Origin of the sequence: Kribbella sp. NPDC050820, from assembly GCF_040653975.1 — a bacterium.
In the GTDB taxonomy this organism is placed as follows: Bacteria; Actinomycetota; Actinomycetes; order Propionibacteriales; family Kribbellaceae; genus Kribbella.
The window spans coordinates 55038-79491 of the sequence record NZ_JBFAHB010000017.1; the positions used below are offsets into that span (position 1 = coordinate 55038).

Annotated in this window: 23 protein-coding genes; 11 read left to right on the forward strand and 12 right to left on the reverse strand. The window is 70.2% G+C overall.

The window, feature by feature from the left end:
* Window positions 1–4 precede the first annotated feature (4 nt).
* Together AB0H36_RS17520 and AB0H36_RS17525 are read left to right on the forward strand one after the other, a co-directional pair.
* Complete coding sequence (locus AB0H36_RS17520; protein WP_360523574.1) at window positions 5–1540, forward strand: aldehyde dehydrogenase family protein; 1536 nt, start codon at window positions 5–7, stop codon at window positions 1538–1540.
* Complete coding sequence (locus AB0H36_RS17525; protein WP_360523577.1) at window positions 1537–4284, forward strand: FAD-binding and (Fe-S)-binding domain-containing protein; 2748 nt, start codon at window positions 1537–1539, stop codon at window positions 4282–4284. Before AB0H36_RS17520 ends, AB0H36_RS17525 begins: the two co-directional genes overlap by 4 nt.
* Here AB0H36_RS17525 and AB0H36_RS17530 read toward each other — a convergent pair.
* The 3 genes from AB0H36_RS17530 to AB0H36_RS17540 form a co-directional block, all read right to left on the reverse strand.
* Complete coding sequence (locus tag AB0H36_RS17530) at window positions 4274–6391, reverse strand: DEAD/DEAH box helicase (RefSeq protein WP_360523580.1); 2118 nt, start codon at window positions 6389–6391, stop codon at window positions 4274–4276. The genes AB0H36_RS17525 and AB0H36_RS17530 overlap by 11 nt on opposite strands.
* A 243-nt stretch (window positions 6392–6634) precedes the next feature.
* On the reverse strand, window positions 6635–7684 hold the full coding sequence (locus AB0H36_RS17535) for a hypothetical protein (protein ID WP_360523583.1): 1050 nt from the start codon (window positions 7682–7684) through the stop codon (window positions 6635–6637).
* A gap of 69 nt (window positions 7685–7753) precedes the next feature.
* A complete protein-coding gene (locus tag AB0H36_RS17540) occupies window positions 7754–8563 on the reverse strand; it encodes an alpha/beta hydrolase (protein WP_360523586.1) in 810 nt (269 codons plus the stop codon).
* A gap of 117 nt (window positions 8564–8680) precedes the next feature.
* Between AB0H36_RS17540 and AB0H36_RS17545 the strand changes: the two genes are divergently transcribed.
* Together AB0H36_RS17545 and AB0H36_RS17550 are read left to right on the forward strand one after the other, a co-directional pair.
* A complete protein-coding gene (locus tag AB0H36_RS17545; protein WP_360523589.1) occupies window positions 8681–9103 on the forward strand; it encodes a cupin domain-containing protein in 423 nt (140 codons plus the stop codon).
* A gap of 79 nt (window positions 9104–9182) precedes the next feature.
* Window positions 9183–9908, forward strand: coding sequence for a nuclear transport factor 2 family protein (locus AB0H36_RS17550; RefSeq protein ID WP_360523592.1), 726 nt, complete (start codon window positions 9183–9185; stop codon window positions 9906–9908).
* Between the two features lie 21 nt (window positions 9909–9929).
* Here the strand turns inward: AB0H36_RS17550 and AB0H36_RS17555 are convergent, their stop codons facing one another.
* Genes AB0H36_RS17555 through AB0H36_RS17565 form a run of 3 tightly spaced genes read right to left on the reverse strand, consistent with a single transcriptional unit; the run spans window position 9930 to window position 12531 of the window.
* Window positions 9930–10859 (reverse strand): hypothetical protein, encoded by a 930-nt coding sequence (locus AB0H36_RS17555; RefSeq protein ID WP_360523595.1) that lies wholly within the window; start codon window positions 10857–10859, stop codon window positions 9930–9932.
* Window positions 10856–11332: a hypothetical protein gene (locus AB0H36_RS17560; RefSeq protein ID WP_360523598.1), complete on the reverse strand. Its 477-nt coding sequence runs from the start codon at window positions 11330–11332 to the stop codon at window positions 10856–10858. Before AB0H36_RS17560 ends, AB0H36_RS17555 begins: the two co-directional genes overlap by 4 nt.
* 2 nt (window positions 11333–11334) lie before the next feature.
* Window positions 11335–12531: a macrolide family glycosyltransferase gene (locus AB0H36_RS17565; protein ID WP_360523601.1), complete on the reverse strand. Its 1197-nt coding sequence runs from the start codon at window positions 12529–12531 to the stop codon at window positions 11335–11337.
* A gap of 117 nt (window positions 12532–12648) precedes the next feature.
* Here AB0H36_RS17565 and AB0H36_RS17570 point away from each other — a divergent pair, with 117 nt between their 5' ends.
* Genes AB0H36_RS17570 through AB0H36_RS17590 form a run of 5 tightly spaced genes read left to right on the forward strand, consistent with a single transcriptional unit; the run spans window position 12649 to window position 18981 of the window.
* Window positions 12649–14463 carry an ABC transporter ATP-binding protein gene (locus AB0H36_RS17570; RefSeq protein ID WP_360523604.1) on the forward strand — a complete coding sequence of 605 codons (1815 nt, stop codon included), beginning with the start codon at window positions 12649–12651 and terminating at the stop codon, window positions 14461–14463.
* Window positions 14456–16237 (forward strand): ABC transporter ATP-binding protein, encoded by a 1782-nt coding sequence (locus AB0H36_RS17575; RefSeq protein ID WP_360523607.1) that lies wholly within the window; start codon window positions 14456–14458, stop codon window positions 16235–16237. The genes AB0H36_RS17570 and AB0H36_RS17575 overlap by 8 nt, the downstream gene beginning before the upstream one ends.
* A gap of 17 nt (window positions 16238–16254) precedes the next feature.
* Window positions 16255–16920, forward strand: coding sequence for a transglycosylase SLT domain-containing protein (locus AB0H36_RS17580; RefSeq protein ID WP_360523610.1), 666 nt, complete (start codon window positions 16255–16257; stop codon window positions 16918–16920).
* Complete coding sequence (locus AB0H36_RS17585; RefSeq protein WP_360523613.1) at window positions 16917–17522, forward strand: methyltransferase domain-containing protein; 606 nt, start codon at window positions 16917–16919, stop codon at window positions 17520–17522. Before AB0H36_RS17580 ends, AB0H36_RS17585 begins: the two co-directional genes overlap by 4 nt.
* Before the next feature lie 10 nt (window positions 17523–17532).
* Window positions 17533–18981: a M81 family metallopeptidase gene (locus AB0H36_RS17590; RefSeq protein ID WP_360523616.1), complete on the forward strand. Its 1449-nt coding sequence runs from the start codon at window positions 17533–17535 to the stop codon at window positions 18979–18981.
* On the opposite strand, the gene AB0H36_RS17595 is transcribed toward AB0H36_RS17590, so the two are convergent.
* The 4 genes from AB0H36_RS17595 to AB0H36_RS17610 all read right to left on the reverse strand — a co-directional run bounded on the left by AB0H36_RS17595 (window position 18978) and on the right by AB0H36_RS17610 (window position 22092).
* Complete coding sequence (locus AB0H36_RS17595; RefSeq protein WP_360523619.1) at window positions 18978–19313, reverse strand: hypothetical protein; 336 nt, start codon at window positions 19311–19313, stop codon at window positions 18978–18980. The two genes, AB0H36_RS17590 and AB0H36_RS17595, sit on opposite strands and share 4 nt — an antisense overlap.
* A 156-nt stretch (window positions 19314–19469) precedes the next feature.
* Entirely contained in the window at window positions 19470–20033 is a 564-nt protein-coding gene (locus AB0H36_RS17600; protein ID WP_360523622.1) for a GerMN domain-containing protein, read from the reverse strand.
* Complete coding sequence (locus tag AB0H36_RS17605) at window positions 20030–21352, reverse strand: HAMP domain-containing sensor histidine kinase (protein ID WP_360523625.1); 1323 nt, start codon at window positions 21350–21352, stop codon at window positions 20030–20032. Before AB0H36_RS17605 ends, AB0H36_RS17600 begins: the two co-directional genes overlap by 4 nt.
* A 38-nt stretch (window positions 21353–21390) precedes the next feature.
* Window positions 21391–22092, reverse strand: a complete 702-nt coding sequence (locus AB0H36_RS17610) for a response regulator transcription factor (RefSeq protein WP_360523628.1) — start codon at window positions 22090–22092, stop codon at window positions 21391–21393.
* Between the two features lie 195 nt (window positions 22093–22287).
* On the opposite strand from AB0H36_RS17610, the gene AB0H36_RS17615 reads away from it, so the two are divergent.
* Both AB0H36_RS17615 and AB0H36_RS17620 read left to right on the forward strand, forming a co-directional pair.
* Window positions 22288–22599, forward strand: a complete 312-nt coding sequence (locus tag AB0H36_RS17615; protein ID WP_360523631.1) for an STAS domain-containing protein — start codon at window positions 22288–22290, stop codon at window positions 22597–22599.
* 13 nt (window positions 22600–22612) lie between these two features.
* Window positions 22613–23014, forward strand: a complete 402-nt coding sequence (locus tag AB0H36_RS17620; RefSeq protein ID WP_360523634.1) for a hypothetical protein — start codon at window positions 22613–22615, stop codon at window positions 23012–23014.
* A gap of 10 nt (window positions 23015–23024) precedes the next feature.
* Here AB0H36_RS17620 and AB0H36_RS17625 read toward each other — a convergent pair whose 3' ends face one another.
* Together AB0H36_RS17625 and sigJ are read right to left on the reverse strand one after the other, a co-directional pair.
* Window positions 23025–23219, reverse strand: coding sequence for a hypothetical protein (locus tag AB0H36_RS17625; RefSeq protein ID WP_360523637.1), 195 nt, complete (start codon window positions 23217–23219; stop codon window positions 23025–23027).
* A 223-nt stretch (window positions 23220–23442) separates the two neighbouring features.
* Entirely contained in the window at window positions 23443–24357 is a 915-nt protein-coding gene (sigJ, locus tag AB0H36_RS17630; protein WP_360523640.1) for an RNA polymerase sigma factor SigJ, read from the reverse strand.
* Between the last annotated feature and the right edge of the window lie 97 nt (window positions 24358–24454).

A 24454-nucleotide genomic window follows, 5' to 3' on the forward strand; every position in this document is an offset into this window, starting at 1 on the left:
GACAATGTCCCGTACCGAGATTCCCGGTCCCGAGATCCTGGGCGCCCAGGCGCTGGCCGCTGCTCAGGCGTGTGGCGTCGACGCCGCCACCATCGCCGGTGAGCGGGACCACCGGTCGCCGATCAACGGGGGCGACCTAGGTGGTGTGCGCTGGGACGAGGCAGGCACCGTCGACGATGTTGTCGCTCGCGCCAACGCTGCCTTCCTGGAGTGGCGGAAGGTCCCGGCTCCGGCCCGTGGCGCGGTCATCAAGCGCTTCGGCGAGCTGCTCACCGAGCACAAGGCGGACTTGGCGACGTTGGTCAGCGCGGAGGTCGGCAAGATCACCTCCGAGGCCCTCGGTGAGGTGCAGGAGATGATCGACATCTGCGACTTCGCGGTCGGCCTGTCGCGACAGCTCTACGGTCGTACGACGGTCTCCGAACGCCCCGGCCACCGTCTGATGGAGACCTGGCACCCGCTCGGCGTGGTCGGTGTGATCAGCGCGTTCAACTTCCCGGTCGCCGTCTGGTCGTGGAACACCGCCATCGCCCTGGTGTGCGGGGACACGGTCATCTGGAAGCCGTCCGAGCAGGCGCCACTGTGCGCCTGGGCCTCCGCGGCGCTGCTCGACCGCGCCTTGGCGGAGTCCGGCGCACCGGCCGACGTGTCCCAGGTCGTCGTGGGCGGGCCGGAGGTCGGTGAGGCCCTGGTCGATCACTCGGGTGTCGCGCTGGTCAGCGCCACCGGCTCCAGCCGGATGGGCAAGGCGGTCGGCCCTCGGGTCGCCAACCGCTTCGGCCGGTCGCTGCTCGAGCTGGGCGGCAACAACGCAGCCATCGTCGCGCCCTCGGCCGATCTCGATCTGGCCCTGCGCGGGATCGTCTTCTCCGCTGCCGGGACGGCCGGCCAGCGCTGTACGACGATGCGCCGCGTCATCGCGCACACCTCCGTCGCCCAGCAACTCACCGAGCGCCTCGTCGAGACGTACGCACGCCTCCCGATCGGCAACCCGATGGCGGCGGGCACCCTGGTCGGCCCGCTGATCCACGGCAAGGCGTACGACGTGATGACCGCGGCGCTCGCCCAGGCCGGGGCCGAAGGCGGCAAGACGGTGGCCGGTGGCGGCCGGGTGCTCGCCGAGGCCGCGCCGGATGCCTTCTACGTCGAGCCGGCGATCGTCACGATGCCGAGCCAGACCGACATCGTTCGTACCGAGACCTTCGCGCCGCTGCTCTACGTGCTGACGTACGACGACCTCGCCGAGGCCATTGCCCTCAACAACGATGTGCCGCAGGGCCTGTCGTCGTCGATCTTCACCCGCGACCAGGGCGAGGCCGAGCTCTTCGTCTCGGCCGAGGGGTCCGACTGCGGCATCGTCAACGTGAACATCGGCACGTCCGGCGCGGAGATCGGCGGCGCGTTCGGCGGCGAGAAGGAGACCGGCGGAGGCCGCGAGTCCGGCTCGGACGCTTGGCGCGGGTACATGCGGCGTGCGACGAACACGATCAACTACTCCGGTGAGCTCCCGCTCGCCCAGGGGGTGGACTTCTCGGTGTGAATGATCTGGTTGCCGAGCTGCGATCACGCGGCATCAGCGAGGCCGACGACTCTGCGCTGGCCCGCGCGATGTACGCCGGCGACGCGAGCCTCTACCGCGTCGTTCCGCTGGTCGTCGTGCGGCCGCGCCGGACGGACGAGCTCCTCGCCATCCACGCGGCCGCGCGAGAGCTACGCGTCCCCGTGACCATACGTGGCGCCGGTACGTCGATCGCCGGCAACGCGGTCGGTCCAGGTATCGTCGTCGACACCCGTCGGCTCCAGCGGATCATTGCCATCGACCCCGATGCGCGTACGGCGACGGTCGAGCCCGGCGTCGTCCACGCCGACCTCCAGCGCGCAGTAGCGCCGTACGGACTGCGCTTCGGGCCGGACCCGTCCACCCACACCCGCTGCACGATCGGCGGCATGATCGGCAACAACGCCTGCGGCTCCCGAGCCCTCGGCTACGGCCGAACAGTAGACAACGTCGAGGGTCTACAAGTCCTGTTCGGCAACGGAGAAACCCACGACGCCGGCGGGGGCACCACGGCTGACCGGTTGCTGGGGTTGGTGGCGGACAACCTGGCTCACGTGCGGACGTCGTTCGGGCGGTTCGGGCGGCAGGTGAGTGGCTACAGCTTGGAGCATCTGCTGCCGGAGAACGGAGGGCGGGTGGATCGCTTCCTGGTGGGTAGCGAGGGCACGCTCGGGACCGTGCTCGAGGCAACCGTTCGGCTGGTGCCGGACGAGCCGGGGCGGCTGCTGCTCGTGCTCGGCTATCCGACGATGGCCGACGCGGCGGACGCCGTACCGGCTCTGCTTGCAGCAGTGCCGGGGCGCCTGATCGCTTGTGAGGGCATGGATGCGCGGATCGTGAATCTCGTGCGCAGCCAGGGCAAGCCGGTGCCGGAGCTGCCGAAGGGTGCGGGCTGGCTGTTTGCGGAGGTCGTTGGTGAGGACGCGCCTGAGTTGATCAGCCGGCTCGCGGCCGCGTCCGGTGCGCTCGAGACGAAATTGGTCATTGATGCGGGCGAGGCAGCTGCGTTGTGGCGGATTCGTGAGGACGGCGCCGGCCTTGCAGGCGTGAGTCTGCCGACGCCCGCGCACTCCGGCTGGGAGGACGCGGCGGTCCCGCCTGAATATCTCGGCGCCTGGTTGCGTGACTTCGAGGGGCTTCTGGCGTCGCACGGCCTGCACGGGTATCCGTACGGTCACTTCGGTGACGGCTGCGTGCACTGCCGCATCGACTTTCCCTTCGAGCCCGGTCGCCCGGGGAGCGCCGCCGGCTTCCGGGAGTTCATGCTCGAGTGCGCGACCACGCTGAAGAAGTACGGCGGATCGTTGTCCGGTGAGCACGGGGACGGGCGCGTCCGGTCCGAGCTCCTGCCGATGATGTACGACGAGACCTCGATCGGACTGTTCGCGCAGGCGAAGCAGATCTGCGACCCGGACAACCTCCTCAACCCCGGCGTCATCGTCGACCCGGCGTCCATCACGGACGACCTCCGACCGGTCCGGCCGCGCACCACGCCGGAGCGTCCGGGTGTGCGGCTGGTCCACGACGGCGGCGACTTCGGCGCGGCGGTCCACCGCTGCACGGGCGTCGGCCGCTGCGTCGCTCCGAAGACGACTGGCGTTATGTGCCCGTCGTACCTGGCAACCCGCGACGAGAAGGACTCCACCCGCGGCCGCGCCCGCGTCCTCCAGGAGGCCCTGGATGGATCGCTGATCAACGGTCTCGACCATCCAGCCGTCGACGAGGCCCTCGATCTGTGCCTGTCCTGCAAAGGCTGTTCCTCAGACTGTCCAGCCGGCGTCGACATGGCCACGTACAAGTCCGAAGCCCTCTTCCAGAAGTACAAAGGCAGACGGCGCCCTCGCTCGCACTACACCCTGGGCAGACTCCCGCACTGGGCCCGCCTCGCAGCGCCGCTCTCGACGCGCGGTCCCATCGCGCAACTGGCCAAACGCATCGCCGGAATCGACCCCCGCCGCTCGATCCCACCCTTCGCCAAGAAGACCCTCAAACGCTCAGCCCGCCGCGCGCAGGGGGTGCCTGATGTCTGGATTTGGGCGGACTCCTTCACCGACCACTTCTTCCCGGAATCCGGGTTGGCGGCGATCCGGTTCCTCGCGGCCAGTGGGCTCACAGCGCGGGTGATTCGGGAGAATGCCTGTTGTGGGTTGACGTGGATCACCACCGGGCAGCTTGGGCAGGCGCGGCGGATGATCGGGCGGACCGTCAAGACGCTCGCGCCGTACGTGGCCTCAGGTGTGCCGGTGATCGGGCTGGAGCCGTCGTGTCTTGCGACGCTGCGGAGTGACGCGCTCGAGCTCAGCGACGCGCCTGAGGCGAAGTTGGTCGCCGACGGCATGCTCACCTTTGCCGAGCTGGTGACCAAGCTGGACCTTCCACTACCCGACCTGACCGGGGTCGAGGTCGTCGCCCAGCCGCATTGTCACCAGAGCTCCGTGCTCGGCTGGTCGGCGGATCAGCATCTCCTGCAACGCGCCGGCGCCACCGTGACCAGGGTCCCCGGTTGCTGCGGCCTGGCCGGCAACTTCGGTGTCGAGGCGGGCCACTACGAAGTCTCGGTCGCCATCGCCGAAACCCACCTCCTCCCCGCCGTACGCGCCCACCCGGACGCCGTCGTACTCGCGGACGGAATGTCGTGCCGCTTCCAGCTCGACGACCTGGCCCAGGTCCCCACCCTGCACCTCGCCGAACTGTTCGCCAGCCGCCACGGGCCGATCAGTCGGTGAGGGCCTTCGTGAGGAGGGCAGTGAGGGCTTCGAGCTGGAAGTCGGCGGAGGAGGAGATCTCTTCGTCGGAGCCGTCGAGGGCGCGGGCGGCCAGGCCGGCCTTGCTGTCGATCAGGTCCGCGATCCGGGTGTCGATCGTCTGCGCGGCGATGATGCGCCACGCCGTCACCGGGTCGGACTGGCCGATCCGGTGCACGCGGTCGATGGCCTGTTCCTGCTCGGCGTTCGTCCAGGACAGCTCGGCCAGTACGACGTTCGACGCGACCTGCAGGTTGAGTCCGACACCGGCCGTCAGCAGTGAGCAGACGGCGATGGAGACCTCGGGGTCGTTGACGAACGCGTCGATGTTCTTCTGCCGGGTGGTCCGGGACTGGTCGCCGCGGATCGACGAGTACTGGATGCCGCGCTCGGTGAACAGGTCCTGGGCGGCGTCCAGCACCTCGATGTGCCGGGCGAAGAACACCACCTTGCCGACGTTGTGCGCCAGCTGAGCCGCGTAGTCGGCGGCCATCCCGGCCTTCGCCGCGCCGATCCGGCGGACCAGGTTGAAGATGTTGTCGCCGGACTTTGACTTGGCCGACTCGGCGCGCTCCCACTCGGCCACCCGGCGGACCAGGTCGTGGTCGATGCCGTCGACGTCGTCGCCGCCGTCGCGGGCCGCGAGTACGGCGTGGTAGCGAGCGACCAGGCGGTCGGCGAGCTCGCGCTCGGCGGCCCGGATCGAGCGGCCGGCGGCGTCGTCGAGCTCGACCGGCAGGTCGGCCACCCGGCGCGCCGGGATGTCGGCGGCCACGTCGACCTTGCGGCGCCGGACGATGCCCAGGTCGATCACGCTCGCCCGTGCGGCCGCGTAGAACCCGGGGTCGGCCGGGGTCAGGCCGGACTCCTCCAGCTTCTCGGTCAGCTCGGCGCGCGGGCTCTTGTCGTCGATCCAGCCGAGGAACTGCCAGATCGCCGCGAAGTCCTCGATGTCGTTGATCAGCGGCGTGCCGGTAAGCGCCATCAGCAGCGGCCGGGTGGTCCGGGACCGGATCCGGTCGGACAAGTGCAGCACGTTCTGTGAGCGCTGCGACTTCTTGTTCTTGATGAAGTGCGCCTCGTCCACGACCATGCCGCGGAAGCCGAGGTCGCCGAGCCAGCCGACGTGCCGGTCGAGCACCTCGTAGTTGACGATGACGATGTCGGCGAACCCGTCGATGGTGTCCCCGTCGCCCTGGATCACGGTCGGCTTGCGCCGCGGCGTCCAGAGGCCGGCCTCGCGGGCCCAGTTCGTCTTCACGACGTTCGGCACGACGGCGAGCAGCGGGTAGGCGTCGGCGGCCTGTGCGGCCAGCAGCGCCTGAGCGGTCTTGCCGAGACCCGGCTCGTCGGCCAGCAGGAAGGTCCGGTGTCCGTTCGCGACGGCCGCGATCAGCCGGGCCTGGTGCCGCATGAGCTCCTGGCCGTTCGCCGCACGCAGCGAGGTCGGCTCGGGCAGGGACTTGCTGGCCGAGGCGGTGGCGTACTCGAACGACTTGAACAGCGGGCCGAGCAGCTCCCAGCCCGCCAGCCGCTGCGGGCGGACCTGCTTCGGCGCGGGCGACGAGAAGTCCGGGGTGAGGAACGGGTTGGCGAGCTGCCGCTGGACCACCGACTGCGGTACGACGCGGCGCGCCGTCGAGGTGTTGGCCGGCGCCGGCTCGGGGCGCTTCGGTTCCTCGGCAGGCACCTCCAGACCGGCGTCCAGCATCATCTCGCGCTTGAGCGCGGCGGCCGCGGGGGAGACGGTCGCGTCCTCGGCGAGCAGCGCCAGCAGCGAGGTGTCGCGGGCGGCGGTCTTGGCCAGGATCGTCGCGATCCCGTCGAGCCGCCGCAGCTGCTTGGTGCGGTCGGCCTCGGCGGCCGACTGGTCGGCGTTCACCCGGGCCCGCTCCTCGCGCACGAGCAGCGCGATGACCTGGAACTTGGTCCGCACGGACGCCTGGACGGCGCCGCGCTGGACGGCGCCCTCGACCTCGCGCACGGCGCGGGCGAGCACGGGCATGATCCCCTCGGCGTCGCGGACACGACGCCGGCGTGGGGTGGCGCTACGCGTAGCGCCGGACTGGCGCTGGCCTCGTCGGGCCAAAGAATCCTCCTCGGTCTGCCGCGGCACCGGTGCCGCAGCCGAACACACCACCGCACGGCGGCACACCACGCGACGCGATGCCGAGTGACCGGGGTGCTCACCGGCACTCGATGCTCAGACCGGCGCGACGAACACGCTGGCTTCCGACGGGGCTCGCGACCGCTGGACAGGCGGCCGTGAACTGCGTCGCTGGTGCACCCTCGCGGGGCAATCGGCGTCGTGAAGGGTTGCCGACGTTCGGTGCTATCCCAATCGTAGCCCCAGCCGGCCGTCGCGCCAGCCCGTGGGTGCGCAAATCGGCCGAGTACGGCGCAGGTAGGACCGCGCGCTGATCGCCAGCGCGCCTCCCAGCCCACCGAACGCGAGCCCGCCGAAGACCACCATCCAGGCGAGGCCGGACGCCGTGAACGGTCCCGGATCACCCGCAGCGGGCGCCACACCGGTCAGCGTGAGCGAACCCCAGATGACGAGTGGTACGCCGTACAGCGTGAGGCTGGCCGCTGCGGTCAAGGCGGGCAGGAGCAGGAGCCAGCGGGGGAAACGGTAGGTGTGCAGGAGTGCCACGACCAGGCAGGCGCCGGCGAGCGCGGCCAGGACGGTGATGTCGATGCCGACGGTCTCCAGGAGCCGGGTGAGCTCCGACTGGTCGCTCCTGTCCATCGTGGAGCGCCACTCGCTGCTCGTCACACCCAGTGCGGATCCACCGACGATCCAGATCGTCTTCACGGTTGCCCACGGCAAGAGGCCGAGCAGGAGGACGTACGACGTACGGCGGCTACGCGTGGACGACGGTCGCCGGGCCGGCCGCGACAGGGGTGCAGTGGGCCTGAGCGGCAGCGGGTGGTGACCGCCGCAGCGTGGGCACCGGTCCCGGCGTCGGCGCGACTGGGCCTGTGCGGTCGCGAACAGCAGCACTGCCCCGCCCAGGGCCGCCAGTTGGGTCACCATGGCGAACGGACGCTCGATTGTCCCGGACGCGACGATGCCGACGCCGCTCAGCACCAGTCCGAACGTGCCGACCCCGGCTGTGGCAGTCGCGAAGACCAGCCCGAGCACAGCGATCCGGGACGTCGACCGGGCCGACATCACTGCGGCGACACAGCCGGTCACCAGCAGCAGTGCGATCGCCGTGCCGCCGGTGACTCCGCCGGGCGCGTCGCCCTGCAGGTTCGCGACCGGGAAGCCCGTCCGGCCGCCAGCGGTCCAGTAGACGGCAAGGGCGCCGTACAGGACTGCCCAGACTTGCGTGGCGCGTCCGACCCACTCCGGCCACCGGCGACAGGTTTTCAGCATGTCTGGAGCATGCTCCCGCCGCCGGCGTCCGGGATCCCCCAGGCGAGGGAACTGGTTCCCCCGTGCGGGTCAGGCCTCCGGCATCGGGGCGTCGAGGAAGGTCAGGACGACGTCGCGGGCCAGCTCCGTGCGGGCCAGGCCGGTGAAGTGAGTGGTCCCCGGGAACACCGCGAGCTGCGAGGACGGCACACCGACGAAGTCGCCGTTCACGTCACCGCCGCGCAGCTGCAGGAACCGTACGGCGTGCTCCAGCTTCACCGCGTCGCAGTCGCCCACCGTGATCAGGGTCGGCGCGGCGATCCCGCGGATGTCGTCGTCGGACCAGCCGGTCACGCCCTTGTCGTATCCGCCGAGCTTGGTCAGCAGGGTCTGCAGGTGCTCCAGGTCCGGGTGCGGCGACTTGCGCAGGTACTCCGCCTCCATCGGCGTGCCGGCGATCATCTCCACCTTCATCTCGCCGACGGCCTCGGTGTTCTCGATCCGGTCGCCGTCGGGGTGGAACGACACCGACGAGATGATCGCCTTGCGGACCAGCTCCGGGTGCTTGATGGTCAGGTACAGCGCCACCGCGCCGCCGACGCTGAAGCCGAACACGTCGACCTTGGACACCCCGAGGTGCTGCAGCAGCCCGACCACGTCCGAGGCCAGGTCGACGGTCCCGAGCGGGCGGTCGATGTCGTTCGTCCGGCCGTGCCCCTGGAAGTCCGCGGCGATGACCTGCCGGTCCTTGGCCAGGCTCGGCAGCAGCTCCCCGAACTGCTGGTCGATGTCGAACAGCCCGCCGTGCAGCAACAGCAACGGCGTCCCGCCCGACCCGTGGATCTCGTAGTACATCTGCAGCCCGTTCACGGGCGCGTATCCGGTCGTGTGCTCAGACACAGAAACCCCTCCCTCGTTGACCGTCCACTCCCTATCAGCCTCGGGGGTCATGTCACAGCGGGCCACAGTGGGCGGTCATAGCTGGGGTACGAGTGCCCGATCGTCCTGGAGGTAGTGGTGACCACGGAGCAGACACCCCGATCGAACGCCTGGCAGACAGCGCTGACCGTGCTGCAGGAGGCCGAGCCGCCGTTCATCCCGGCCGGAGCGCACGCGATGACCGTGGTCGTGGAGTACCCGGCGGGCGACCCGGGTGCGCCGCCGCACCGGCACCCGGGCGGACCGGCGTTCGGCTACGTCCTCGAGGGCGAGATGCGGTTCGAGCTCGAGGGTGAGCCGGAGCGGATCGTGCGCGCCGGGGAGACGTTCTGGGAGCCCGGTGGCGACGTCATCCACTACCAGGACGGCAACGCGCGCGACGACGTACCCGTCCGGTTCCTCGTCACCATGCTGTGCGACCCGAACCAGCCGATGCTGGTCCTGGTGGACGAGGACGAGCTGGCCGAGCGGCAGGACCGCCGCGCTCCCCGGCCGTCCTGACCCGTTCGGAGCGATCTGAGTCACAACCGCGGGGTCGTACCTGTCTTAGCTGCAGGCACCGAGAGAACGGAGACCGCAGGTGGTCGACCCTGAGTACGACGGGGATGCTGCCGCGTCGCTGGCGGACATGCTGGACGAGCGCCGGCACCTGCTCGAGATCGCGTTGTGGATCTTCGGCTCGGCCGCGACGGCGGACTGGATCGTCCAGGAGACCTACCGGCGCTGGTACGACCTGGACGACGAGCAGCGGGTCGCCATCGCCGTACCGCGGGCCTGGCTGACCAGGGTGGCCGGCGGGATCTCGCTCGAGCTGCTGGCGGCAGCGGCCACGGTCCCGGCGACCACGTCACAGCTGCGGTTCGCCGTTCCCGGTCCGCCGCCGCCCAGCCCGACACCGGCGGTGCAGCGGCGGGCCGGTCAGTGGGTGTTCGACCAGCACACGGCCGTCGTACGGCGGTTCGCGGCGGCCTGCCAGTCGGGTGACCTGGCCGCCCTGGAGGCTGTCCTTGCCGCTGACGCCGTGGTCGTGAGCGACGGCGGCGGCAAGGTGCGGGCCTCGATCCGCCCGGTCCATGGCGCACGCGCAGCCGCTCGGTTCGTCGCGGCGCTGCTGAGCGGTCTGCTTGACGCCGACCTGGCCGTCCAGCCGGTGAACGGCCAAGCGGGCGTCGTACTGCGGCGAGCCGAGCAAGCCGTGGCCGTGATCAGCCTGAGTGTCGCCGGGGCCGAGGCGACCGCGGTGTGGGTCGTCCTGAACCCGGAAAAGCTCCGGAGTTGGCACCGGCCCCGTGCACTCGATGCGTGAGCCAGCGCCGCCGAGCCGCCGTCAGCCTGGCGTCTTGGCTCTGTCGGCGCAGTAGTCGCGGATCAGCTCGATGGCTGTGTCGGTCGTGCGCTCGAGGTGGGTGCGGCCGTCGGGCAGCTGCGCGGTCGGGCTGATGTAGCTGCGCGGCCCGACATGAGTCGCCGGGTCGAGCCGATGCACGGTGATCTTGCCGTCCCGGATCGCTCGGTTCCATGCACTGCGGCGGTACAAGCGCCACCGCTGCGGGAAGATCCAGGTGCCGACCCGCTCGATGCGGTCGCTCGCACTGGTGAGCTGGTGCAGGTGCTCGGCATGGGTGAGGTCGTTGGCGCCGCTGTGGAAGCCGCCGAGCATGATGAGTAGCAGCGGTGCGCGTAGTTGGGTGTGCAGCTCGTCGACAGCTCCAGTGGCGACCTGAGCGCCACCGCTGTAGCTGAGCAGCACCACCGGGATGCCACTGTCGGGCTGGTAGCCGGCCAGCTGGAGCTGGGTGACGATCTGGTTGCCAACGGCCCGGTTGTAGATCGGCCGGTACCTGTGGTCGGCGGCGACGAAGGTCTGCATGACGTTGTGCAGGAACAGCAGCAGGCCGGCGCGCCGCCGCAGCCAGGCCCAGACCGGGCGTTGAGCGAGCGGGGCCGCCAGTGGCGAGTACGGCTGGACCTGTCCCAGCACCCGCAGTTCGGGTGCGCCTGCGATCAGCCCTTGAACGAGCTTGCCGCCGTCACGCGTGTCGCGGAACTGCCGCTTCCCGATCCCGTCGAGGTACACCAGGTAGGCATCCGGAGGGCGGTCGGCGGCAGCACCCCGCGCGTACGGCAGGTCGGCCGGGAGCTCGGTGATCAGACCGCGCCAGCCGACGCTGTACGCCAGTACTTCGTAGCGCGCCAACAGCCCTTCGACGATGAGGGTCAGGCCGATCAGACCGCCCCAGAGCAGGAAGCCGTTCATGCGACCGGCTCCGGCATGCGGATCGCGATCAGTGCCGCGACCAGACGCCGTACGAGGTCCACAGCGAGCGCGAGGCCGAAGCCTGCGACGGCCACGCAGAGCGCGCTGGCTCCCCAGCTGAGTCCGGAGGCGTCTGCGAGGTGGCCGGTCAGGCCGGCGCCGACTCCGATCAGGAGCAGGAGGTGAAGCGCCGGCCCGAGCATGGGGAAAGCGAGGATGGCGGCGAGCACCAGTGGAGCGACCAGACCGGCCGTCCATGACAGCTCGACAGCGCCTTCGGTTGCCAGCTCGGCGAGCGCCGCGGCGGTCACCGGCCAGAGTGCGATCACTGTGGCTTCGACGAGAGCTCCCGTGAGCAGCAACCCGATGACGTGGAAGTGCGACATGGAAGGACGGCGAGCTACCAGCGGCAGCACACGGCCAGCGGCCTCCGACAGCCCAGCCACCAGGATCAGTACAAGGACAGCCGACATCGTCAGCCTCGCCAGGGCGTGGCCGGCTCAGCGGCCTGCAGGTAGCGCTCCAACTCGTCGACGGCGCGCAGGTAGCCACCAGCCTCGTGCTGTGCGCCCTGCAGGACGCTCGCAGCCGTGGTGAAGCTGGGGTCGTCGAGCAGGTTCCGGGCGAGGTCCCGGACAGTGTCCTCGGCGACGTCCTGGCTGCGGAGCGACAGACCGGCTCCGAGCTGTTCGACGCGGGCGGCGACCAACGGCTGGTCGGCACCCTGCGGGACGACCAGCATCGGGACACCGGCGTACATGGCCTCGTTGACGCTGTTCATACCGCCGTGCGTGATGAACAGCGCGGCTCGCGCGAGTACGTCTGGTTGTGGCACTGAGCGCCGTACCAGGACGTTGGACGGCAGCGGCTCCAGCGCGGCGGGATCGGTCTGACCGGTCGCGACGACCACAGTACCGCCCAGTGGGGCGAGTGCAGTGGCGAACGACCGCAGTAGTTGCGGATTGGCCTTGAAGACTGTGCCCAGCGAGGCGTAGAGCACCGGGTCCTGCAGCTCATGGATGGGGAACGACTGGTCGGGCGGGCGAGCACCGATACTCGGTCCGACGAACCGGAAGGTCTGGTCGAACTCCTCGAACCCAGGCTGGAACGCCTGCGAGGTGTAGACCAGGTTGAGCGGCTGCTGGATGTTGCCCAGGTCGAGCAGCGGCAGCCCGTGCACGTCGTACTTGCGGCGCAGCCTCCAGCGCGCCCGCACGTAGCCGGTCAGGTTGCTGAGCCGAGCTTCCGACAGCAGCTGCCACGACGCGGCAGTCGGGCTGGGGACCTGCTCGTTGAAGGCGAAGGTGGTGAACGACGAGGCCGCCGGTACGCCGAGCTCGCGAGCGGCGATCGCACCCCACGGGCAGGCCGAGTCGTGCACGATCAGGTTGGGCCGGCTGGCACGCAGGTCGGCCAGAACCGTCGGCAGCACGTGGACGGCGGTGCGCGCGAGACCTTCCAGCAGCGAGATCGGCGTCGGCGGGTCGGGCAATGGCTGGTCGCCGCCGGGGTAGAGGCACACCTTCGCGCCGTCGGCCTCGATCTCCGCGGCGAACGCGGGGGAGGTGTGGTAGCTGACCGAGTGGCCGCGCCGGACGAGCTCGGCGACGATCGGCAGCGTCGGGTTGACCCGCCCGTGCATGGCGATGTTGAGGAACGCGATTGTGCTCACTTGCCCACCTCTCAGCTGTGCCCTCACCAGTAGGACCGGGCAGCTTCGCGATGTGTGACGGTCTGCCGAGGGGAAACTCGAATGCTTTTGTCGGTGGGGGTCGTTACGGTCGGTGGAATGGTGATTCTGCTTCGGTACGCGCTGCGGGTCTCACCTGGTAGTACTGCGTTGACGATGGGCTTTGCCGTGCTCGGTTCGGTGCTGGGGATGGCGGTCACGCTGCTGACCGGTCAGGTCGTCGGGGCGGTCCCAGGTGTGATCGACGCCGGCCCGGAGCAGCCGCTCGGTGGGTTCGGCTGGATGCTCGCGGCGCTGCTGGCCGTCTTCGTCATCGACAGCCTGACGCCGTCGATCCACCAGGTGGCCTCACAGACCATGGACGCGGCGCTGGTGCGCGCGATCGGGACCGGCATCACAGAGCCCTTGCTGCGGCCGAGCAGGGTCACGCACCTCGAGGACGCCGAGGTGCTCGACCTGCAGGAGCGCGCGAAGGGCAAAGGTGGCTTCCACCTCGCCCAGGGCCTGGGGAACTTGCCCTGGCTGCTCGCCAGCCGGGTCACGCTGATCGGGTCGGGCGTCATCGTCGGAGTGATGTTCTCCTGGCTCGTCGCTGCGATGCTGGTCGTGGTGGCGTTGCTGTTGGAGTGGCACTTCGGTCGCCTCATCGCGCGCGAGATCGACGTCTGGTGGGGCAACACCGAGGAGCAGCGGCGCGCGGAGTACCTGTTCAACCTGGGCATGCGCGACGCGCCGAAGGAGCTGCGCGTGTTCGGGCTGCACGGCTGGCTCGTCGACCGGTACGTGCGGGAGTGGACGCTCGGCTTCCAGGCGGTCTGGGCGCGACGCGCGCGGAACGTGCGGTGGTCGATCCTGGCGGGTGCGGTCAACCTTGCCGCGACCGGGGCCGCGATCCTCCTGGTCGGCCGCGCCGCACTGGCCGGCGACCTGCCGCTCACCGAGGTCGCGACGACGGTGCCGGCCATCCTGTCGATCAGCGTGGCAGCGAACGGGTACGGCGTCGTCCAGGTGAAGCGGGGGTTGTCGGCGTACCGGGCGATGGCCGAGCTGCCCGGGACGATCGCCGAGCGGCACCCCGAGCCGGCCGCGACCACGCGGCACCGGGTGGAGACGATGCCGGCCCGCGAGGTGCGCTTCGAGAACGTGAGCTTCCGGTATCCCGGCTCCGACGTCGACGTGCTCCGCGGCCTCGACCTGACCATCCACGCGCACGAGGCGCTCGCGCTCGTCGGTGTCAACGGCGCCGGCAAGTCCACGCTGGTGAAGCTGCTTGGCGGTGTCTACCGGCCGACCGAGGGCCGGATCACGGTCGACGGCGTGGACCTCGCCGAGCTCGACCTGGCCGCGTGGCAGCGGCGGATCGCCGCGATCGTGCAGGACTTCCTGCGGTTCCCGCTGTCGGTGACCGACAACGTCGTGTTCGGTGCGGTCGAGCGCGTCGATGACGAGGTCACGCTGGCCAAGGCCGCGCGGGAGGCCGGGATCGACGAAGTGGTCCGCGGCCTGTCCGACGGCTGGGACACGGTGCTCGACAAGTCCTTCGACGGCGGCGTCGACCTGTCCGGCGGCGAGTGGCAGCGGATCGCGCTGGCCCGGGCGCTGTTCGCCGTCCATGCCGGGGCCGGGGTGCTGGTGCTCGACGAGCCGGCGGCTGCGCTGGACGTGCGGGCCGAGGCCGAGCTGGTCGAGCGGTATCTCGAGCTGACCTCGGGCGTGGCGTCGCTGATCATCTCGCACCGGTTCTCGGTGGTTCGGAACGCCGACCGGATCTGCGTGCTCGCCGACGGGCGCATCGTGGAGGACGGCACGCATGACCGGTTGCTGGAGCAGGACGGGATGTACGCCGGCATGTTCCGGCTGCAGGCCGAGCGGTACGTGACCTCACCGGACGCTCCGGAGGCCCTCGATGCGTAGCCTGCGGATCACCTGGTTGTGGTTCTCCACCTCGTTCCGCGCCGCACCGTGGCTGATGGCGATCTCCGCGGTGCTCGTCGCTGCCCGGGCCATCGCCGCGCCGATCCAGACGTACGGCGTCAGCCAACTGGTCGAGGGGATCGCGGGGAACCAGTCGGACACCATCGCGCTCGGGATCGGCATCATCGTCGGCGGCCTGGCGATCTCGTTCGTCGCCGACGTGATCGGCTGGCCGCTGCAGGACACCGCGCAGGAGCGGATGGCCGGCCGCGTGCACCGCGACCTGCTGGACGTGACGACCGGGATCCCGGGGCTGACCCATCACGAACGCCCCGACATCGCGGACCGGCTGGAGCTCGTCCGCGAACGTGCCTGGCGGATGGGCGTGGGTGCCGAGGTCTTGCTGTGGGCGTTCGCGACCGTGGCCAACACGGTGACCGTGCTCGGGTTGCTCGGGTCTGTGCATCCGCTGCTGTTGTTGCTGCCGTTGCTCGGTGCCGCGCGGATCTGGTCGGCGTACGTGAGCAGCACGCGGTGGCACAAGGCGTATGAGGACTCGCTGCCGCAGGAGCGGCTCGTCGATCGGCTGATCGAGGTGGCCAAGGATCCGCGCAGCGGGCTGGAGGTGCGCGTCTTCGGGCTCGGGCGGGTGCTGCTGGACAGGATCCACGCGTTGCAGACCGAGCGCTTCCGTCGCCGGGTCGCGGCGGCTCGCTGGGGCGGCAAGGTCGACGGGTCGGTGCGGCTGGTTTTCGGTCTCGCGTACGCCGTGGCCGTCATCTGGATCATCGCGCGGGCGCGCAACGGCCAGCAGACGGCCGGGGACGTAGTGCTTGTGCTGTTGCTCGCGCCGCAGGTGGATCAGATGACCGGTGGTATCGCGCAGAACGTCTACTGGGTCGGCGAGGTCGTGCGCAGCTTCAGCCGGTACGACTGGCTGCGGACGTACGCGAAGGACAACTCGTGGCGCGCGAGCACCACTCCGGCGCCGGCCCGGCTCACCTCCGGGATCGAGCTGCGCCAGGTCGGATTCGCCTACCCTGGCACGGATTCCGCCGTACTCAATGATGTGAACCTGGTGCTGCCGGCGGGATCGGCGGTTGCGCTGGTGGGGGAGAACGGCGCCGGGAAGACCACGCTGGTGAAGCTGCTCGCGCGGATGTACGACCCGACGAGTGGGCGCATCCTGGTCGACGGCGTGGACCTGGCGGAGATCGAGCCGGACTCGTGGCGGACCCAGCTCTCGGCCGGGTTCCAGGACTTCGTCAAGTTCGAGTTGACGGCGCGCGAGGTCGTGGCGGTCGGCGACGTACGGCGGGAGTCCGACGAGCAAGCCGTGCTCGCGGCGATCGGGCGAGGTGACGCGGCGACGGTGGTCGCCGGGCTGCCGCGCGGGCTGGACACGCAACTGGGCAAGAAGTTCACCGACGGCGTCGAACTGTCGGGTGGACAGTGGCAGCGGCTAGCGCTGGCGCGGGCGTTCATGCGGGAGCGGCCGTTGCTGTTGCTCCTCGACGAGCCGACGGCGGCGCTGGATCCGGAGGCCGAGCACCGGTTGTACGAGCAGTACGCCGCAGCCGCGAAGGTCGCCGCGGCCGAGACCGGTGGGGTCACGGTCCTGGTGTCGCACCGCTTCTCGACCGTGCGGATGGCCGACCTGATCGTGGTGATGCACAACGGGCGGGTGGAGGAGGTCGGCAGCCACGAGGAGCTTCTCGTGGCCGGCGGCCGTTATGCGGAGCTCTTCGAGTTGCAGGCTCGGGCTTACCGCTGATGCTCTAGGTTGGGGTCGTGGCGAAGCAGTGGGTCTGGATCGCGGTCGGCGCCGTCGCCGTGGGAGCGGTGGCTGCGCAGTGCGGCGATACACCCGAGTCCGGGCAGGCGCCGACGTCATCGGCCAGCAGCCGGACACCGTCGCCGTCGGCTCCCGCTCCGGCGGCAAAGAGCACGACTCCCAAGCCTTGGTACGTGGACTACGATCCGGCGCAGTTCGCCGTACAGGTCCGGAAGTATGCCGGGCAGGCGGGCATCCGGCCGCAGTTGCTGATGGCAATCTTGTACAACGAGTCGTACAAGCCGCACGACCCCGAGCTCGAGCGGTCGTGGGCGCAGATCGACTCCGACCCCGCGTTCGGTATCGCGAACATGCACCGGCCGGCCTTCGACGACACCAAGCGCGGCCGGGCGTTCGCGAAGCGGAAGTGGGAGGAGCTGCCCGACGACCCGGCGCTGGCCATTCAGGCCGCGGCCTGGCACCTGCACGACCTGGCCAGGCGACTGCCGTCGACGCTGACCGGTCAGCTGACCAAGGACGAGTTGCTTGCCCTGGGCTACAACGCCGGCGGCGGCAACATGCGGAAGTTCGCGCGGGGCGTGAAGCCCGGCCCGCAGGCGCAGTCCTACCTCGACCGGCTGCGCTCGAACTGGGACAAGTCGGGAGAGGCAGTCGGGACATGAACCACCAGCACATGCACGTCGAGAACCCGCGCTTCTACGAGATCTCCGCGGCGATCGGGTTCGCCGGTCAGCGCCGGCGGGTGTACGACGGCCTGGTCCGGCTGAGCGACGTCCGTCCGGGAGACCGGGTGCTCGACGTCGGGTGCGGCACCGGGTACCTGAGCGGGCGGGTGGCGCGGGCGGTCGGGCCGGACGGCCGCGTCGAGGGAATCGATCCGTCGACGTCGGTCGTTGCCTACGCCAACGAGCGGGCGGCGCCGAACGCGACCTCCCGGGTAGCGGGCGCGGAGGAGCTGCCGTACGACGACGGCTCGTTCGATGCGGTCGTGTCGTGCTTGGCCGCGCATCACATCGGGGCCGACTACCGCGGTCGGGCGTTTGCCGAGATGTACCGGGTGCTGAAGCCAGGTGGCCGGTTGGTCATCGCCGACTTCCGGCCGCCGACGGGGAGGCTGTCGCGGCTGGCCATCGGTGCGTTCACCCGTCATGCGGCCGAGCACGTGCCGCTGCTCGACCTGGCGCTCGGCGCGGGATTCGAGATCGTCGAGACCGGTCACCGGTGGCCGGTGCTGGCCTACGTGCGGGCGGTCCGGCCCCGATAGGGTCGGGCGGATGAAGCCCTTGCGGATCGGAATTGCCGGGATCGCGATCGAGTCGAGCACGTTCTCGCCACATCGCAGTACGTTGGACGACTTCCGGGTGACGCGCGGGGCCGAGTTGCTGGCCTGCTACGCGTTCCTGTCGCCTGGGTCGGAGCTGACCGAGGGCGTCGAGTGGGTGCCGCTGCTGCACGCAGTCGCGGTCCCGGGCGGCCCGGTCACCGAGGAGACGTACGAGCAGCTGGCGGGCGAGATCTTCGACCGGCTGCGTACGGCGGGCCCGTTGGACGGAGTGTTCATCGACTTCCACGGCGCGATGACCGTGCTCGGCCGGACCGACATCGAGGCCGAGTTCGTCGCCGGGATCCGGGAGTTCGTCGGCCCATCGACGTTGCTGTCCGCGTCGATGGATCTGCACGGGAACGTGTCGCGTTCGCTGGCGGAGACGCTGGATCTGATCACGTGCTACCGCAAGGCGCCGCACACCGATGCGTGGGACACGAGGGAGCGCGCAGCACGCAACCTGGTGGCTCGGCTCCGGTCTGGCGGCCGTCCGCAGAAGGCGTGGGTGCAGGTGCCGGTGCTGCTGCCGGGGGAGAAGACGAGCACCCGGATCAACCCGGCCAAGCGGATCTACGCGATGGTCGACGACGTCGAGGCGATGGACGGCGTACTGGATGCGGCGATCTGGGTCGGGTACGCGTGGGCGGACGAGCCGCGCTGTCAGGCAGCTGTCGTCGTGACCGGTGATGACGCCGACGTGATCACCAAGCAGGCGAAGCGGCTTGCTGATGCTTACTGGGATGCGCACGACGAGTTCGAGTTCGTCGCGCCGACCGGCACTCTCGAGGAATGTGTCGAGCGCGCCGTGGCAAGCACCGCGCGGCCCTTCTTCATCAGCGACTCCGGCGACAACCCGACGGCCGGCGGCGCCGGTGACACGTCGTGGACCCTGGACGCTCTCCTCCGCATGCCCGCGATCACGTCGTCGGACCTGACCACGATCTACGCCGCCATCGTCGACCCCGAAGTCACCGCGGCTGCCACCAAGGCCGGCGTCGGCGCCACGATCGACGTACACCTCGGCGGCAAGATCGACTCCGTCCCCTGCGGCCCTGTTCCCCTGACTGCTCAGGTATCCGCTCTCGACCCCACCAACGCAGCCGTCGCCCTCAGCACCGGCGGTCTCCACATCATCGTCACCACCCACCGCAAGCCGTACCACCTCGAGTCCGACTTCACCGCCCTCGGCCTGTCCCCGCGCGACGCCGACCTGGTCATCGTCAAGATCGGCTACCTGGAACCCGAGCTCTACACCATGTCCGCCGACTGGCTCCTGGCCCTGACCCCCGGCGGCGTCAACCAAGACCTCCTCTCCCTTGGTCACCACGCCATCGCCCGCCCCATGTACCCCTTCGACCCCAACATGCAGTCCCCGGAGCTGAACCCCGTCCTGCTCTAGGGGTTGAGGAGGAAGTCTGGGGGTTCGCCGGTGAGGGCTTCGGGGGAGGAGAGCCAGGTGGCGGTTTGGCCGGGGTGGCGGCGTTCTATTTCGGTGAGGAGGAGCTCGCGGGCGCGGGCGGCGGTGGCGGCGTCGTCGGAGTGGGCGGCGCGGTGGAGCTCGTCGGCGGTGGCGGACCAGACGGCGTACAGCTGGGCGTCGCTCCAGCTGGTGAGCTCGTTGCCGATGACCTGTACGGCGGCCGCGCGGCGGCGGCGCTGCTTGAGCACCCACGGCAGGGCGATCACGGCGGCGACGACGAGGAGCAGGATGATCCAGGCGACGGGCTTCATGTCTGCCGGGTTGTCTGGTGCGTGGGCGGCCGCTCGGTCACGATCCTCCTTCGAAAGGTGCCGTTCAGACCTGTGTAACGTTCAGATGGGTCGGTAGCCGCGCCGCCCCGGAGGGTGACACACGATCTCAAAGATCCCTCAGCGTCCTCGTCAAACTCACGGCACCCGCAACGCCTCGTAGTCGGCGGCGGTGAGGGGTTGGGTGGTGAGCGCGCCGTCCGCGAGCAGCGCCTCGACCGGTGCGCCGGCGCGCGAGAACGTGACCTCTTCGACCGACTGCAGAGCGGTGACCGACAGGACGATCTGCCCGACTGCCAGCACGTTCTCGGTGGCGGAGCGGCCGTCGGTCTCACCGGAGAGCTCGAGCACGACCCGGGTTCCCTGCACGGCCACGACCGCGAGCTCGAGCCCCGGCGGCAGCGCCGTGGTGATGCCGTCGGCCTGTTCGGGTCCCGTCGGGCCGTTCGTCAGTTCCTGGATCACCCCGTCGAGGACGCCGACTCCGGACACCTCCCGGGCAACGCTGACCAGCCGGTTGTTGCGGACATAGACCACCTGCACCGCCGTTCGCGCCGTAGTCGCAAGGGACGTCGGTACGGCGGGAGTCTGCAGGTGCGACGGGATGGCCCGAGGCTCGATCGGCGCCGGCTCGTCCTGCAGCGGCACGCCGCAACTGACAAGCACCAGCAGCGCCGCGACTACCCCGGTCAGCCGTCTCACGTCGCCGCCTCTGGAAGGCGTACGACGAACTGCGCCCCGCCGGTCGGGGACGCCGTACACCACACTGCCCCGCCATGCGCGGCCGCGGTCTCCGCGGCCAAGGCAAGCCCGAGCCCTGTCCCGGAAGACGATCCGCGCTTGTTCGCGCCGGTGGCGAACCGCTCGAACACCCGCTCCCGGTCGAGCGGCTGGATGCCGGGTCCGGAGTCGTTCACGAGCACCAGCACATCCGATCCGACCCGGCTGACCTCGACGCCGGTGAGCCCGCCGCCGTGCGTCTCGGCGTTCTCGAACAGGTTCCGGAACATCCGGCCCAGCCGCGGCTTGTCGGCCAGTACGACGACATCCTCGACGCCGGTCAGGATCGCCGGATATCGCCCGACCTCACTCAGTACCTGACGAATCAGCGAGGTCAGCTCGAGTCGCGCACTCGGCCGCCGATCGAGTCCGCCGTCGGACCGCGCCAGCTCGAGCAGGTCGTCGAGCAACCGCCGGAAGCGTTGCAGGTCGGCGGTGACGAGGTCGAGCGCCCGCTGGGAACGCTCGGGCAGCTCGTCGCGCCGGGCGTTGAGCAGGTCGACGCTGCCGACCAGCGTGGTCAACGGCGACCGGAGCTCGTGGCTGACGTCCGCGGCCAGCCGGGCATCGCGGTTGATGCGCTGCTGCAACGTGTCGACCATGCTGTTGAAGGAGCCGACGATCGTGGCGAGCTCAGGGTCCTCGGTTGCGGGCAACCGGGTGTCGAGGTCACCACCCGCGATGGTCGCGGTCGCGACGGCGACCCGGTTGAGCGGCGTGACGACGGACCGGCTCGCCCAGAGGCCAAGAGCCGCTCCGGCCGCGGTCGCAAGCAGTGCGCCTCCGATGAGGATCCCGCTGAGCAGCCGGAGTGTTTCGTCGAGCTCGGTCAGCGGCGCGATCTCGTAGAACTCGGCCTGCACCGCCGGCACCGGCACCCCGACCACGATCGAGGGCCCGTCCACCGAGTGGAACCGCTGGCCGGTGGCCCGCCCGTCCGCGACCTGCTCCCGGACCGCTGCCGGTACGGCGTCGCGGCCCTCGTCGAGCGCGGACGCGTACCACTGGCCGCGCCACTTCAAGATGATCGTGTTCCCGGCCGGCGTGCCCGCGGCGGTCAGGACGGAGGAAACGTCCGCGTTGGTGTTGCGCAGCCGGCGCTGCACGAACGCGGCGTCCTCGAAGGCCTGGTGCTGGACTACCCGCTCGCGCTGGGCGAGCAGGTACCCGCGCGCCAGCAGATAGGTGCTGACGGCAAACACCGCCGACACCAGCAGGGCGACCAGGCTGAACGCGAGCACCAAGCGATGTCTCAGTCCAGGAGGGCGCCCACCAAATCTCATCGCGGATCCAGCCGGTAACCCATCCCGCGGACCGTCATCACGAGCTGCGGCCGCCCGGGGTCGCGCTCGATCTTGGTGCGCAACCGCCGGATGTGGACGTCGACGATCCGCTCGTCGCCGTAGTACCCGTGCTCCCACACCGACGCGAGCAACGCGGACCGGCTGAGCACCCGGCCCGGCGGCTTGGCGAGCTCGGCCAGCAGCCGGTACTCGGTCACGGTCAGGTTGACGTCCTGCCCGTCGAGCATCACCGTTCCGCGCGAGGTGGACAGCACCAGGCTCCGCTTCGCGTCGGAGTCCAGCACGATGTCCGGCTCGGCGGCCTCCGCGCTGGTCCGCAGCCGCCGGCGCAGGGCGCGCAGCCGGGCGGTGATCTCCTTGATCTGGAAGGGTTTGGTGACGTAGTCGTCCGCGCCGGCTTCGAGTCCGGCGACGATGTCGTGGGTGTCGGACCGGGCGCTGACAACCACGATCGGGATGTCGCTGAGCCGCCGTACCTCACGGATGCAGGTGTAGCCGTCGATCTCGCCGAGCATCAGGTCGACCATCATCAGGTCCGGCATCGCGGTGCGGACCTGCTCGAGCGCGGACGGGGTGTCGGCCGCCTCGGCGACCCGGTACCCCTCGTCCTCCAGGGCGAGGCGCAGCACCTCCCGGATTCGATCGTCGTCCTCCACGACCAAGACCTGCATCGGCATCGTCACATCCTGGCAATCCGGCCGCGCGTTGTGACGGCCTGGGGCGGCATGTCATCCGATCGTAAAGTCCGGGTTGCCCGCCGGACCGGCCCCGGACGGGTCGTCATCGGATCGTCAAGAAGGGGTACGGCGAATCTCAAAGTCCAACCCGGAGAGTGGTCCCAATGCCTGCACCGTCCAGGGGGAGGGACCGCCATGAGCGACGCCACCCACAGCCCGCTGCCGCAGAAGGCGATCGTAACGCTGTCCGAGTCCGACCTCGACGGCGAGCTGTCCGCGCTGCGCTGGCGGTTGCACGGACTGGTCATGGACGGCGCCTGCCTGGTGGTCGTCGATGTGTCCGAGCTCGGGCAGATCTCGTCGACGCTGCTCACCGCGTTGCTCGACACGCACCGGGTGTGCCGTCGCCGTGGGGGTGGGGTGGTGATTCGGCATGCGAGCCGGCAGCTGACCGACGTACTGCGCCGGACCGGTCTCGACCGGGTCTTCGAGGTAGAGGCGGCATGACGGGCGAGCTGCGGTGAACCGGGCGGAGCGCGAGCCGTACGTCGATGTGACGGTCGTCGAGTTCGCGTCGCACACGGCGTACCTGGACCCGCGGACCGGGACCGGCTACCTGGTCACGCCCGACCCCGAGCGGGACATCCCGGCGCCGGACGAGTCGTTCGTCGGCGGCCTGTCGCTGCATACGGCTGACTGGCGACGCGCGCTGAGCCACCTCGACGAGGAGGGCTGGGAGCTCCTGTACGACGACGAGGGCAAGGTGGAGCGAGCCGGCCTGACCAGCGACGGCTTGACCGTGGTCTGCCTGTTCGGACCGCCGGAGGGCAGGCAGCCGAGCCTGGAGACCCTCCGCCGCGCCCTGATCGCCCTCGACCTGGCCGCCAACGTCGACCCCGGCACCCGGCACACCGACGAGTGACCGCCGGCGGTCACACCTGCTGGGGCTGAGGCGCTTCCTGGGAGTTCTGCTGCCACACCGGTGAGCGGATCCCGAACCAGGCGTCGAGTACCGCGTCGTCTCCGAGCGCGCCGAACGGCGCCGCGTCGCGCTCCACGATACGGAGCAGCGCGAGCAGTCGCTGCGTCGTCTCGCACGTCATCGGAGCCTCCGAGGCGGTAGTCATGGCACTGTCGTCAAACGATCACGGCAGGGGCGACCGTCTCGGCGCTGCTGCTCGGAACACCGATGTCAACCATCACATCGGACAACGACCGACCTCCGTTACAAGCAGTCGGCCGGACACGCCGAGTAACCGGGCGGCGGCGCACCGGTCGTTCCTGGACTTTCGGTGCGGCTGGGAGGTGTCGATGAGTGCTGATCCGCTACACCGTGGTGACTTTGCGGGATTAGCGAGTCCAGGGCCGGAGCTTCTCGGGGTTGCGGACGGCCCAGATGTGCTTGATCTGGTCGTCGGCGATGTCGAACGCGATGACCGTGACGGTGACCCCGTCCTCCTGGGCGACCAGGCCCGGCTGGCCGTTGACGGTGCGCTCGAGCAGCGTGATGCCGGGCCGGCGGCCGGCCAGGTCGGCGAAGTAGCGGGCGATCTGCTCGCCGCCGGCGACCGGGTGCAGCTCCGCGCTGACCAGACCGCCGCCGTCGCCGACCGCGACTGCGTCGGGATCCAGCAGGGTGATCAATGCCTGGATGTCCTGCGCCTGCCACGCCTCCTTGAAGTCCCGGACCAGGCTGGCGCTCTGCGCGGTGGGAGTCGGCGGCGTCTGGGCCGCGGCGATCCGGCGCCGCGCCGAGGTGGCGAGCTGGCGGCAGGCCGCGGGGGAGCGGCCGACGATCTCGGCCACCTCCGGGAACGGGTACCGGAACACGTCGTGCAGGATGAACGCGACCCGCTCGGCCGGCGTCATCGACTCCAGTACGACGAGGAACGCCATGTTCACCGACTCGTCCAGGGTGACCCGGTCAGCGGGGTCGACGGCCACACCGGCCGACCGCCACTCGGCGCCGTCCGGCAGCGGCTCCGGGATCCACTCGCCGACGTACCGCTCCCGGCGGGCCCGGGCCGAGCCGAGCAGGTCCAGGCAGATCCGGCTGGCGACCGTCGTCAACCAGGCGCCGGGCGACTCGATCGCCTCCCGCTCCTCGGCCGGCATCGCGTACCAGCGGGTGTAGGTCTCCTGGACCACGTCCTCCGCGTCGGCCAGCGACCCGAGCAGCCGGTAGGCGAGGTTGATCAGCTGGCGCCGCTCGCTCATGATCGCGCTCAGGCCGGGATCTGCTGCGTCCGGCCCTGCTCCAGTCATGGTGTCCACGCTTCCCTTCCTCGGGTCCGCCGTACACCCCTACGACGAAACGCCGTACCCAAGTGTGAGGTCCTCACACTTTCGGGGGCTGTCTCGT

Coding starts and splice junctions, on each gene's coding strand:
- AB0H36_RS17520 (WP_360523574.1), top strand. CDS start 5: ATGTCCCGTACCGAGATTCCCGGTCCCGAGATCCTGGGCGCCCAGGCG.
- AB0H36_RS17535 (WP_360523583.1), bottom strand. CDS start 7,684: ATGCTGAAAACCTGTCGCCGGTGGCCGGAGTGGGTCGGACGCGCCACG.
- AB0H36_RS17555 (WP_360523595.1), bottom strand. CDS start 10,859: ATGAACGGCTTCCTGCTCTGGGGCGGTCTGATCGGCCTGACCCTCATC.
- AB0H36_RS17560 (WP_360523598.1), bottom strand. CDS start 11,332: ATGTCGGCTGTCCTTGTACTGATCCTGGTGGCTGGGCTGTCGGAGGCC.
- AB0H36_RS17570 (WP_360523604.1), top strand. CDS start 12,649: ATGGTGATTCTGCTTCGGTACGCGCTGCGGGTCTCACCTGGTAGTACT.
- AB0H36_RS17575 (WP_360523607.1), top strand. CDS start 14,456: ATGCGTAGCCTGCGGATCACCTGGTTGTGGTTCTCCACCTCGTTCCGC.
- AB0H36_RS17585 (WP_360523613.1), top strand. CDS start 16,917: ATGAACCACCAGCACATGCACGTCGAGAACCCGCGCTTCTACGAGATC.
- AB0H36_RS17590 (WP_360523616.1), top strand. CDS start 17,533: ATGAAGCCCTTGCGGATCGGAATTGCCGGGATCGCGATCGAGTCGAGC.
- AB0H36_RS17595 (WP_360523619.1), bottom strand. CDS start 19,313: ATGAAGCCCGTCGCCTGGATCATCCTGCTCCTCGTCGTCGCCGCCGTG.
- AB0H36_RS17610 (WP_360523628.1), bottom strand. CDS start 22,092: ATGCCGATGCAGGTCTTGGTCGTGGAGGACGACGATCGAATCCGGGAG.
- AB0H36_RS17615 (WP_360523631.1), top strand. CDS start 22,288: ATGAGCGACGCCACCCACAGCCCGCTGCCGCAGAAGGCGATCGTAACG.
- AB0H36_RS17625 (WP_360523637.1), bottom strand. CDS start 23,219: ATGACTACCGCCTCGGAGGCTCCGATGACGTGCGAGACGACGCAGCGA.
- sigJ (WP_360523640.1), bottom strand. CDS start 24,357: ATGACTGGAGCAGGGCCGGACGCAGCAGATCCCGGCCTGAGCGCGATC.